Source organism: Dermabacter vaginalis (assembly GCF_001678905.1).
GTDB lineage: Bacteria > Actinomycetota > Actinomycetes > Actinomycetales > Dermabacteraceae > Dermabacter > Dermabacter vaginalis.
Genome location: NZ_CP012117.1, coordinates 2,260,225 through 2,272,215, shown reverse-complemented (window position 1 = coordinate 2,272,215; position 11,991 = coordinate 2,260,225). Strand labels below are relative to the sequence as shown.

Here is an 11,991-nt window from a genome sequence, read left to right as displayed (position 1 = left end):
GGTGTGCGCACTGCTTGCTATCGTGACGTCGTCGCAGCCCCTGCTCAAAGGCGACGCCGATTTCGATGCGGTCGTCGGCATCTCGCTGTGGGAACGAGAGCTTGCCTTCGGGCAAGACCCGTACTACTTCCGTTACTTTCAATGGCCTCTGCTCATTATTCTGCTTTTGCGGCAGTGTGCCTTTGTGGCGAACCCGCTTGCGTTGTCTCGTTTCGGGTCAAAACGGCACGGACTTCTTGCGCTCTGGATGCGTGGTGCTGGGATAGCAGCGCTGCTCGGAGCAAGCAAATTGTTAGGGGTCTTGGCGACGTCGTCCGGATACACGTGGCGCATGTCCTGGACCCCGGAAGTGCTCTCTGTGCAGCCGGCGACAGTATGGCAGGGAATTCTGCAGCCCTATGCCAGTCGACACTTAAGCCCTGTGGCCTGTATAGCGTACGGAATCGCGTTCGAGGTCGGGCTCGCTGGGCTTGCGGCGACCCTACTAGGGGCCCTTATCGTGAATACTCGAGTGAAGCCATGGATCCCTGGGGTCGGGGTAGGTTTTGTGCCGCTTGTGCTCGTCCATGTATGGCGGTTTCCGCAGTGGAGCAATCCCGATGTGGCCCTTGCGCCCTTCTCGGGTGTCGAAGCATTTGGCGCCCTATGGTGTGTTCCGCTTTTTTTCGCCGTCGCGACGATCCTGACTATTGGTGTGAGTGGATCGTCAGTCTTGGTGCGCGCTCGGAAAGCATTCGCGCGGACAGGGTCGTTCGGATATTGGTGTATCGCAACCGTAGGTGTGGCGACTCTCATGAGTTTCTTGCGGCCCGACGGTGCCGACCTTTTCATGTATCTCACTTACGGTTCGGCGCGCGACGAGTTTTCCTTTACGGCATGGTTCATGTACATGGTGCTAGTCTTCGGGGCTTCGTATGCCGCGCTCGTACGTTTTGCGGGTGAGACGGCACCCGCGGCATCGCTGGTGGCGATCCGCACGGGAGACCCGTGGAAACTCTTCACTCGCACAATAGGGGGTTCGCTTGTCACTGCGATCGCTGCGCTGTCCCTTGTGCTTGTGTTGCTCGGTGGTGTTTCAAGCAGCATGGCTCATCACCCCACGGAGCTCTTGCCAGCCCTGCAGGTATGGCTGGGCTCGATCGTGACCGTAGTGGTGACGACACTGCTCTCAATGGCCGCTGCGTGGAGGTTTGGGTCGATGGCGGTAGCCGCCATAACTTTGGTCGTATGCGCGGCGCTCACGCTGCCGTGGTTGAACCCGCTGTGGCCGGCCCCATTTGCCCTGGGCTTTTATGGGGCCTTTCCGGCTACGGCAGGTGCCATTATCGTAACGGCGACAGTAGGAGTCGCCAGTGTTGTGTTTCTCCGGTTCGTGCTGAGCAATACCCGTATTCCTCAGTTTGATTCATGATTGTAGAGGTGCCGAATGGTCAATCTTGTTGATGTAAAAGACGTTTCGATCGCTTTCGGTTCGACTCCAGTCTTGAGTCATGCCTCGCTTGCAATCGATGAACACGATTTCATGGGAGTGCAAGGCCCTAACGGTTCGGGTAAGTCCGTGCTGTTCAAACTTATCGTCGGCTTCCTCAAGCCGGATTCGGGTCGCGTCGTCGTCTCACCAAAGTTGAAAAGTGCTGGCGAGGACTTCCCCTCCAAAATTGGCATTATTATCGATCGCCCAGGCTTCATCGGTGGTCTCACGGGGTTCGACAACCTGCGTCGGCTCGCGGCTATTCGCGGGCTCATTGGAGACCAGCAGATAGAAGAGGCGCTTCACCGCGTGGGCCTTGCGCCGAACCTACGCCAGTCTGTTCGCCACTACTCTCTCGGCATGAAACAAAAGCTCGCTCTTGCCCAAGCGTTTATGGAAGGGCAGCCGCTTCTGCTTTTAGACGAGCCTTTCAACGGGCTCGATAAGACGAGCGTTCGCGATATTCGTGCGCTCCTCCATGAGCTCCATGAAGAAGGGCGCACGATTGTGATGACCAGCCACAACCAAGAGGACATCGACGAGCTGTGCACAAGCGTGTACGAGCTCGATCGCATGCAGTTTGACCGTGTGCGTCCACCCGCAAGCGCTTCCTAACTGTGCAGCGCCTCGAGCGTGCTGAGCGCGAGCGCCGCTGGCCACGAGAGGGGCGCGACGGCGGCGGGGCTACCGTCGGCAAGGATTTTTTCGCTGATTGCTCCGGCGCTCGTGCGGTGGGCGGCGAGCCATTCGAGGAGCTCGAGAGCGCGCTCGCGCTCGCCGAGACGCGCATAGGCCTGGGCGAACATCGCCGTTTGCGGGGTCCAACTGATGCCGTCGCGTTTCCAGCGCGCGCCCGGAGCGACACCGCCCGCGGGGCGCTGCATCGCCTCGAAAGCCTCGTCGATGTGGCCGGCAATCGCTGGGTTGCGCTCGGCAAACTCCTGCGTTTGGTACGGCGGCAGGAGCATGAGCAGGCCTGCGTCGAAACCGCCGCCGCGCGCGTACCGGTGGAAGGCACCGGGGCCGAAAGTTTCCATAAGGGCGCGTTCGGTTTCCTGGACCCTTCTCTCGAGTGTTTCAGTTCCGACGCCTGCCTCGCCCTCAAGTAACTCCAGTTGTGAAAGCTGCGCCGCGCTCTCGAGCGCGTTGAGCGTCATGGCCGCCGTTGCGAGGGTGAGGCGCCGCTCGGGTACCTCCCAATAGTCGGGACTCGGCTTCGGAAGCCCGCTCGCGGTGGTCGTGGCGTCGACGGCGGCGCGCGCGGAGCGTGTGAGTGCTCGTTTAAGAGTCGGGCTCGAGGAAGCGGGGGAGGCGTCGGAGGCCAACACCCCAAGCCTGGCGAGCGTTGCCGCCGCCCAGAGGAACCAGCCGATTCCATCGAACTGCGGCGAGCGGGCATCGGGCGCGCGTGTAGTGCCGGGGCGGTAGCGAGCCTCAAACGTGCCGTCAGGGCGCTGAAGGCGCGCGAGGTGTTCGAGAAGGCCCAGCGCCCAGTCGTCGAAGCCGCGCTCGGCGAGGGCCACGATCACGTGGGCCGTATCGCGCGGCCACGTGTAACGCCAGTTGGGGCTGAGCGCCGCGATGGGGGAGGGAAGCGCCCACGTGAGGGTGAAAATATCGAGGAGCGCCGAGCGGTCGAGACTCGTGAGCGCGGGAGTGGGCGCGGGTCGTGAAGCTTTCTCGAGGAATGCTTGCGTGATCGCGGTGAGGGTCTCGGCGCCGTGTGCAGTGCTCAGAGTGCGCGTGCCCGCAATGATCGGGGGCGAATCAGGCTGAACAAACGTGCGCTCCACGCCCGGGATGTTCCCGGCGTGCAGAACGGACGCTGCGCCGTGCGCCTGGACCTCACTTGCGAGTGAATCCGGCGCGGATGAGAAGGCGACGCCGAGGGAGTAGAGATCCTCGTGCGCGTCGTGCGGAAAGAGGCCGGCGATGCTGTCGCGCTCCACATACAGGGCCGAGGCGCCGAGCGCGGCGAGAAGGCCGCCGCCGAGAAGAGCGCGACGCCGCATGGCTTTCCTCCTTCTTCCGCTGCGATGTGTGGCTCGAGCTTAACAAGCTGTTCGCGCAACGCGTGAGTGCGCTCGTGCGCGACCGTGAGGTCCGCTGCATCACTCGCGGGACCTTAGAGCGCTCCCTCTCTCGCCTGCCCGTGAAAACGAGTCGCATTGAGAAGTGCGGCGATATCAATGTTTTCGGCGTTCGGGATTGGCGCGGGCACCCCGAGTTTCGGCATATCAGAAGGATTCAGTAACATCCTCACTTACATGAGTGACATTCTCACTTATATAAGTGACTGCTTCAGTGATGTACAGTGAGGGCATGACTGACAGTGACTGGCGTGAAGAAGTCGAACGAGCGCGACGCCTAGGAACCGACGATGCGCGCGTTGAGATCAAGGCCTCTTCCCGGAAACTGCCTAAAACAGTGTGGGAAACCGTATCAGCGTTCGCCAACGGTGAAGGTGGTCTCATCATTCTCGGGCTAGATGAGCAAAAGAGGTTTGAAGCTGCACCGGGTTTCGATGCCAAACGCGTGCGTGACGAATTCCTCTCGGGAGTCGACAAACGGCATGGATCTGTCCACGCGAAGGTCTCTCCGGTGCCAAGTTGCGATGTAGATATCGACGAGATCGACGGGGCGCCCATCGTGCGAATACGCGTCGAACCACTCAATGCGAGTCTCGGAGAAATCGGACCGTGCTATGTCACTGCGCAAGGAATCGGGCGCGGTAGTTACATACGTCTCGGCGACGCCGACAGGCATCTCACCGCATACGAGGTGTACACGATGCAAAATTCGCACCGGCGCGACTACACGGATCGTGAACCAGTCGAGGCAACGAACGTCGACTCATTGGACTCCGCTAGCGTTCGCCGCACGCTTGATCGAGTACGTTCGAGCCGCTCCAACGCACTTGCCGGTGTCCGTGAGGACGATGTGACTGAGGCGCTAACGAGACTGAACGTGCTTGATAACGAGGGGCGTGCGACTCTTGCGGGCTACCTCGCGCTGGGGCAATACCCTCAGCAGCGATTCCCTCAACTCACGATTGATGTGACGGCCCACCCCCGGAGCAATAAGTCGGCTTCCTCAGCAGTCAGATTCCTGGATCGCCAGGTGTGCGACGGCCCAATCCCTGTGGCGATTCGCGATGCTGTGCACGCGGTCATGCGGAATCTCATCACCGCGCGGACTGTGAATGGGGTGCGAGGTGAAGACGTCCCAGAGATTCCCGAGGAAGTGGTTCGTGAGGCTATCACTAACGCCGTGACGCATCGTGACTACTCCGCTTTCGTTCTTGGGCAGCAGGTGTCGGTCGATATATATCCCGATCGAATTGATATCTCGAATCCCGGCGGTTTTTGGGGAGATCGCTCCAAAGAAAATGTGGGAGAAGGGCGTTCCGATTCACGAAACGCTGCTCTTTCTCGACTGCTCACAGACGTGCCGCTGCCGGATTCCTCGGACACCGTTGGAGAGAATCAAGGGTCGGGAGTACCTCGCATGATTCATGCGATGCGGGAGAGTGGACTCCCCGAGCCGGACTACAGCGCTTCCACCACCGCTCGGGTGACGGTGTCGCTCGCGAGACACGTACGTGAGTCCGAGGGGCTTAGACAGTGCGAAGGTCTCCCGTTGAAAGGTGTTAAAGGCGAGGTTTTTCGCGCACTTGACCTGCGAGATGCGCGCTCAATTCGTGAACTCGAAGACATGACAGGGCGACCAGCGGCCTCGCTCAGGCCGGCGCTACGAACGCTCGTTGACGAGGGGTTAGTTAAGGCGACTGCTCCGCCGCAAAGCAGAAACAGAAAGTATCTGCGCCTCAACGACTGACGGTCGCGCTTGTGCGGTGAAGTGTTGCAAGAGTGTCGCCGACGTCATGAGTGATGTTGTGCGAGAGGGGTTGGAAGGCCGCGAGAGTTCCATAAACTTGACCAAGTGACAGACGATTCTCAGAGGAAAACCGACACCAGCGCACTCGAACTTGCGCGGCTTGCCGATGAGCGCGCCGCCGAAAGCCTCGCGACCGAGGAGCCGCGGCCGCTAACGGAAGAAATTCCGCAGGTCGCTTTCGCCAACCCCACCGACAACGTCTCCCACGTGACCGGGCCGATCGAGCAGGTCGAGGAAGTCGCGACCGAGACAGCCGCGCTCCGCCTCCACCTGGGGCGGAGCGAAAAGGTCACCTTCGGTTTCACGTTTGCGATGGCCTTGCTCGCGATGCTCGGCCCGTTCTCGATCGACATGATCTTCCCGGGCTTCCCGGCGATGAGGGGCGACTTCCACACCGACGCAGCCGCGATGCAGCAGGTGACGAGCCTGTATCTCATCTCCTTCGCGTGCATGAGCATGTTCCACGGCCCGCTCTCCGATGCCATCGGGCGCAAGCGCGTCATGAGCATTTCGCTCATCGTTTTCTCGATCGGCTCGCTCGGTGCGGCGCTCGCCGTCAATCTCCCGATGCTGTTCGCCTTCCGCGTGCTCCAGGGGCTCAGTGCGGGCGGAGCGACGATCGTCTCTCGCGTCGTGATCCGCGACCTCTACGGGGGTGGCAAAGCGCAAAAGCTCATGAGCCAGGTCATGATGATCTTCGCCCTCGCGCCCGCGGCGGCGCCGATCTTCGGCGGCTGGATCCTCCTGCTCGGACCGTGGCGCTGGATTTTCGGGGCGATGCTCCTTTACGCGCTCGTCACCCTCGTGTTCATGCTCATTGTCATCCCCGAGACGCTCCTTCCCGAGAAACGCCAGCCGTTCAACGCGAAGGGCATCCTCACCTCGCTCGGGCGCGTGCTGCGCTCGCCGGTCATCTGGCGCCTCTCGCTCGCGCTTGGCCTCGCAAGCCAGGCCGACTTCATCTTCATTTCGGCGGCGCCGATCATCGTTCCCGACGTGATGCACCTTGGCGAACAGGACTACTGGGTCCTGTTTATCCCGATCATCGCGGGCATGATTCTCGGCAATTACCTCGTGGGGCGCCTCGCCTTCGTCATGAGCCGTTCGCGCCTCATCACGATCGCCTTCATCACCGCGGTTCTCGGAGGGATCCTCTCGGTGATCATTCCCATGCTCACCCCCGAACTCACCTCGCAGTTTGGTGTGTGGCACCTTCTGGTCATGATTGGCCCGGGCCTTCTTGGCATGGGGGCGGCGCTCATGATGGCGCCCGTGCAGCTCGAGGTTCTCGACATGTTCCCCGAGGAGCGCGGCGCCGCGACGAGCTTCGCGACGTTCGTGAACCTCATCGTCGCCGCGATCGTGTCCGGTGCGATGGTGCCGATGCTCGGCGCCGACCTGGTGAAGCTCGGTATCGGTGGGCTTGCTCTTTCGGCCGGCGGTGCCGTCTTCTGGTTCGCGCACGTGCTCATCGCTCGTCGCGCGCGGGCCTAGTTGTACTGACCGGGGACGTTGGCCAATCGCGAGAACGGCGGCTGGTTGCCGCAGGCGGTGTGTGGCCGGTGATGGTTGTAGTAGTGCAGCCAGCCGTCGAGCTCGCCCCGGCGTTCGGCCTCTGAGGTGTAGCAGCGGGCATAGGCCCAGCCGTCGGCCAAGGTGCGGTGGAAGCGTTCGATCTTCCCGTTGGTCTGCGGACGATACAGACGGGTGTGCTTGTGCGTGATCCCGAGTTCGGTGCAGGTGTATCGCCACAGGTGGGACCGGTGGCGCCGCCATTGTCGGACAGGACTCGCTCGACGCTCACACCGCGGGCGTTGACCCACTCGACAGCCCTCACCAGGACCGCGGTGGCGGTGATGGCGGTTTCGTCGTCGTGGATCTCGGCGTAGGCGACACGGGAATGGTCGTCAATGACGGTATGGACGTAGGTCTTGCCCATCAACGGGTCCCGGTACTTGTTCTTCTGCTTGTCCGGAGTGGCGGCGCGGTTCTTCTCGCCCTGTTGTCGGCCGACGTAGCGCCAGCCCCCGCCGTCGGGAATGTTGCCTAGCTGCTTCGCATCGACATGCAGCATCGCCCCGGGATGGTCATGCTCGTAACGGCGCACTGACTCCCCGGTGGCGCGATCAACGTGCGAGAGCCGGTTCAGGCCGGCATCGACCAGGATCCGGTGAACCGTCGAGGGCGCGATCCCCAGCCGACAGGCCAACTGCACAGGCCCTTCCTGCAGTCGGAGGCGCAGCTGGATGCAGCGCTTCGCCATCGCCTGGCTGGTCTTGTTCGGCGACTGATGTGGCCGTGAGGATCGGTCCTGCATGGACTGCCCGGCGCGATAGCGGTCGGCCCAGCGCTTCACCGTCGGCCACGAGCCCTGGAATCGTGCGGCGACCTCGCTGACAGACCGGCCCTCGTCAACGACGAGCCGCGCAACCTCGAGGCGGTGACGTGGAGTGAGTGCTGCATTGGCATGAGTCATGGCGGCATTCCCTTCGGTCGCAGCGACCATCCCGAAGGGTGCTTTTCAGTGGCTCTGGGCGTAGTGGCGCAGCGCTTGGGCGGCGAAGCCGGCGGCTTCTGCACCACCGAAAGCGGGATGGAAGTCTGGGTTGGTGGCGTAGAGGTTGGCCATGCCAGTGAGCATGGCGCGGGTCTTGTCCAGGTCGCCGGCATGCCCGGGCGTCCCGGGGATCTGGGCGAACCAGGCGGCATGGGCGGCTGCGTGCTGTTGGGCCTGGTCGCTCAATGGGGAGACACCCGACTGGTGGAGTTCGCCCCACCGCGCCAGGAGCTGTTCGGCGTCGGCCTGGAACTGACGTTGCTGGGTGAGGTTCTTGCTATGCCACCACCGGTTGGACTGCTCGAAGACCACGCGTCCCCATCGTTGGGTCACCTCGGCCTCATAGCGGTCGTTGAAGCCTTCGAGTACCATGTCCATCCGCGGTTGGCGTCCCTCGCGTCGCATCGTCACGGTGTGCTCGACGGACGCGATACGACGTTCCAGCGCTTCCCGCTCGTGCTCGAGGTGTACCAGGTGCGCCTCGAGGGCGGTGATCTCCTCGTCTGGGTTCGCGTCGCTTGCCAGCGCTTCGCCGATCGCACCCAGGGCCAGGCCGGCGTCACGCAGGAGCAGGATGCGTTGCAGGCGTGCCACGGCGACAGGCCCGTAGTAGCGATAGCCGTTCGCGCCGATCCGGTCCGGGACGAGTAGGCCGATCTGGTGATAGTGACGCAATGTCCTGGCGCTGATGCCGGCGCGGTCAGCGAGTTCTTGGACGGTCCACTCCATCATTTCGGCCTCTCTCGTCAGCGGGCTGGCATTGTCAGACCCAACTGTGGCAGTGCCACGGCCAGGATCTCGGAGGCGGGCGTGGCCACGGCCCTGGCGGGTGACTGTCCGGTGGCCTCCCGATAAGCGGACACGAAGCGTGCCCCGGCAGCGTAACCGGCCCCGGTGGGCAGCCCGACCGGTGTTGCGCCGAACAGGCAAGCGCTCGGATCGCCCAACACCCAAGCCGCGAAATCCTGCATGCCAGTCACGTCCAGGCCTTCGGTGACGCGGCGCAGCACCTCGTCACTGGTACGGGTCTGGTCGCTGACGAAGTGCGTGAATCCCTGCTCGCCCACGAGGTCGGCGGCGAACAGGTCCGCGAGACCCTCAGCCACTACGTGCTCGCCAACCGTGACCGTCTGCGGGTTCCACACCACGCCTCCGGGCGAGTACCGCACATTGTGGTGGAGCTCGTGCAGGGCGATGCCCTCCAACCGCGCCAGAACCTCGTCGGTGGGCCAGATCGTGATGGCGATGTACCCGCTGATCCCACCGAAGGCCGACAGGCCGCGTATCTCATCCATGAAGTGCTTGTTGGTGGGATCCCCGAGCACGAGCAACACCGTCAGGTCAGGCATCGCCACAGTCGGATCGGCAGCGTTCAGCTCCCGCAGCCCCGTTTCGAGCGCTCGCTCGACACGGCCCCAAGCATCGGCGCGTTCCAAAGCGTCGACCGCGCCGAGGATCTTGCCTGCCGCTACGGAGGGTCCGAAACCGAAGTTCTGGCTGTGAACCGCGGCCAGATCAGGTCCACCGGGAATGAAGAAGTACATTCCCGCCATCGGCTCCCACAGTCTGCGAGCTGCGTCCTTCCACTGCTCCGGAGAACTGCTCACCATCGCCCGCATCCCAGCGGCACTGTCAATCATCGTCACTGTCATGCCCACGACGCTAAACATTGACGCTGCGTCAAGGTCAAGCTCCTGACCGTCGATCAACGTCTCCGGTCAGTACACTTAGTACACCTAGTCCACGAGGCTGGCGGCGTGCTCGCGCAAATATTCGCGCAGATACGGCAGCGCAAAATCAATGCGACCACGCCCAGCTTCGACGATCATTTCGGCATCGATAAGACGCCTGCGGTAGTTGCTGACGTAGGAGTCTGAGCGGCCGAACCGTGCCTTGAGGTCGGCGATTTCCGTAGGACCGTCGTCTCGCGCCATAAAGATGAGAAACGAGCGATCAACATCGGAAAGGTCTGCCAAGGCAGGTTCGTGAACGAGTTGGCCGAGTTTTCGTCGGGCCTTGTCTGCCCCTCGTTCGGCAGCTTCTCGCGTGATACTCCTCCCCTGAGCCTCGCGAAATGCCCACTGCCCGACGAGCTGGATCATAAAGGGGTAGCCCTGGCACGAGTTGACAGCGGTCTCGAGTGCATCTTCCGTCCAGGAGATCTCTGCTTCGGCTAGCGGACTCTCGAGCGCCAGGCGCACGTCATCGTCCGATACACGGTCGAGTTCAATTCTCTCGGCACGGCGCAAGAACGTGATGGGGTTTGGACCTTCACTCTCGCTCGTTCGGCTGGACAGCAACGGTTTGATCGCCGAGGGGATCCCGGCCATCGCGACAGCGATGTCTTTTCCCTCTCGTACAAGGTGCTGAACGGTCGCACCGAACTCAATCAGTTCATCGTTGCGTTGGTGGTGCATTTCGTCGAGGGTAATGAGCACGCCGCTCGCAGGTTGTCCCGCAGAGCGATCGAGATCGGCCTTGTACGCGAGGTAGTCATCGAGGGCATTGCGCAAGGAGTATGACGTTTCCGAGATCGAGGAGGAGTCCCAGGTGACGGAGCCGCCAACGCCGAAGATGGAGAGCCCTAGGCCCTTGAGTTGCGAGCGCTGACGTGCCAAACGGCGAATGATCTCGCTGCGGATGCGCTCCACAAAGCCCTGTGTCGCCGTCTCACTTATGACGAACCACCCGTGCTCCTGGGCTGTGTCCTCGAATGCGTTGAGAAGCACCGTCTTCCCGATTCCCCTTGGGCCCACAATGAGCGAGATGCGTTCGTGAGCTCCGGGACCGTCATCGAGCGCGAAGGCAAAGTTCTGCACCGCTTCGTTGCGACCGACAAGAAGCGGGGGAGTGGCGCCAAGGGTTGCGCGGAAGGGGTTGCGTGCACCGGTCATACCTCAAGAGTAGGCCGCAGCACCTATGAAGATCTATGAGTTTTATGAATTGCTTTGAAATTTATGAAATTTATGAAAAGTAGGGCCGGGGTGGCTGCCACAGAGCATCAGTAGGCGAAGCCCGCGAACGCGCCGCTGATCTCCTCGCGGCTCGCGCCGGCAGCGAGCAGAACCTGGAGCAGTAGCCGCGCCTTGTGCGCGCTCAACATGCCGGCCATGCACGCACCCGAATTGATGAGATCCACTTCCGCGCCCGGGTAAGAGTAGTGGTAGGTCGACGTGCCGCCCTCGGGAATTCGCGTCGCGACAACGATCTGGATGCCGCGCTCGCGGGCCTCGCGCACGAGCGGCATGACAGCCTCGGGCACGTGCCCCATCCCCACGCCATTGATCACGATGCCCGCGGGCGGCTCGGCCTGATGCACGAGCGCCCCGAGTGCCTCGCCGCGATCAAAAAGGCCCGTCCCGATGAGAGGCACGGAGGGAAGCTCGGCGGGCACGGTGGGCAGAACGCAGTCCGACGCCTCCAGCGCATACATCGCGCGAATCCCCTCCTCGCTCACGAGCGCAAGGGGACCTGAAGGCTCCGAATCGAACGCGTCGATACTTCGAGAGCTGACCTTCGTCACGCGATCGGCGGCGTGCACGAGCGCGTCGAAAACCGCGAGAACGCCGAGGCCGCGCGCCTGCTCGCTCGCGGCGGTCACAATTGCGTCGTGAAGGTTCGCGGGCCCATCCGCGCCGGGGGCATTCGCGGGGCGCATCGCACCCGTGACAACAAGGGGCGTATCGAGGTTCCAATAACGATTGAGCAAGAATGCCGTCTCTTCGAGAGTGTCGGTGCCGTGAGTGAGCACGATGCCGCGAAAGCCAGCGTCGCACCCCTCCCGCGCCACCCGCAGAACCTCCCGCACGTGCGCGAACGTGACCGAGGGCGAACCCACGTTCGCGATTTCCCGAAACTCCAGCTCGATACCGGGGATGGGGAACATGCTCGCATCTGGTTGTGCCGCGGGTGAGGCGTGCCCGCCCGGCTGGTTTTGGCTCATGGCGATCGTGCCGCCGAGGCCGAGAACGAGAATGCGAACTGTCGCGGTCATGGGTGCTCCTATGCGTGCCGGTGCGCGTGCAACCAGTGTAGAACCGAGCCGGCCGGTGACTCTCCGTGAACG

The 11,991-nt window shown here is 62.5% G+C and carries 9 protein-coding genes and 1 pseudogene; 4 read left to right on the top strand and 6 right to left on the bottom strand.

Translation table 11 applies throughout. The features are described from left to right. Positions 1 to 22 precede the first annotated feature (22 nt). Both DAD186_RS10005 and DAD186_RS10000 read left to right on the top strand, forming a co-directional pair. Positions 23 to 1,411: a hypothetical protein gene (locus tag DAD186_RS10005; RefSeq protein ID WP_157457139.1), complete on the top strand. Its 1,389-nt coding sequence runs from the start codon at positions 23 to 25 to the stop codon at positions 1,409 to 1,411. 15 nt (positions 1,412 to 1,426) lie between these two features. Beyond that, on the top strand, positions 1,427 to 2,086 hold the full coding sequence (locus DAD186_RS10000) for an ABC transporter ATP-binding protein (protein WP_065248545.1): 660 nt from the start codon (positions 1,427 to 1,429) through the stop codon (positions 2,084 to 2,086). Here the strand turns inward: DAD186_RS10000 and DAD186_RS09995 are convergent. Beyond that, positions 2,083 to 3,483 (bottom strand): glycoside hydrolase family 15 protein, encoded by a 1,401-nt coding sequence (locus DAD186_RS09995; protein WP_065248544.1) that lies wholly within the window; start codon positions 3,481 to 3,483, stop codon positions 2,083 to 2,085. The two genes, DAD186_RS10000 and DAD186_RS09995, sit on opposite strands and share 4 nt — an antisense overlap. 310 nt (positions 3,484 to 3,793) lie before the next feature. Between DAD186_RS09995 and DAD186_RS09990 the strand changes: the two genes are divergently transcribed. Both DAD186_RS09990 and DAD186_RS09985 read left to right on the top strand, forming a co-directional pair. Continuing rightward, positions 3,794 to 5,308 (top strand): ATP-binding protein, encoded by a 1,515-nt coding sequence (locus DAD186_RS09990; RefSeq protein ID WP_065248851.1) that lies wholly within the window; start codon positions 3,794 to 3,796, stop codon positions 5,306 to 5,308. 105 nt (positions 5,309 to 5,413) lie between these two features. Next, on the top strand, positions 5,414 to 6,862 hold the full coding sequence (locus DAD186_RS09985; RefSeq protein ID WP_082991193.1) for a multidrug effflux MFS transporter: 1,449 nt from the start codon (positions 5,414 to 5,416) through the stop codon (positions 6,860 to 6,862). Here the strand turns inward: DAD186_RS09985 and DAD186_RS09980 are convergent. From DAD186_RS09980 to DAD186_RS09960, 5 genes and pseudogenes are all read right to left on the bottom strand, one after another. Beyond that, a pseudogene (locus DAD186_RS09980) lies at positions 6,859 to 7,844 on the bottom strand (IS481 family transposase). The gene DAD186_RS09985 and the pseudogene DAD186_RS09980 sit on opposite strands and share 4 nt — an antisense overlap. Before the next feature lie 45 nt (positions 7,845 to 7,889). Further along, entirely contained in the window at positions 7,890 to 8,657 is a 768-nt protein-coding gene (locus DAD186_RS09975) for a MerR family transcriptional regulator (RefSeq protein ID WP_082991192.1), read from the bottom strand. A gap of 14 nt (positions 8,658 to 8,671) precedes the next feature. Then, complete coding sequence (locus DAD186_RS09970) at positions 8,672 to 9,577, bottom strand: DUF2268 domain-containing putative Zn-dependent protease (protein WP_065248848.1); 906 nt, start codon at positions 9,575 to 9,577, stop codon at positions 8,672 to 8,674. Positions 9,578 to 9,661: 84 nt separating this feature from the next. Continuing rightward, on the bottom strand, positions 9,662 to 10,819 hold the full coding sequence (locus DAD186_RS09965) for an ATP-binding protein (RefSeq protein WP_065248543.1): 1,158 nt from the start codon (positions 10,817 to 10,819) through the stop codon (positions 9,662 to 9,664). A 107-nt stretch (positions 10,820 to 10,926) separates the two neighbouring features. Then, positions 10,927 to 11,919, bottom strand: coding sequence for an asparaginase (locus tag DAD186_RS09960; RefSeq protein WP_065248542.1), 993 nt, complete (start codon positions 11,917 to 11,919; stop codon positions 10,927 to 10,929). Between the last annotated feature and the right edge of the window lie 72 nt (positions 11,920 to 11,991).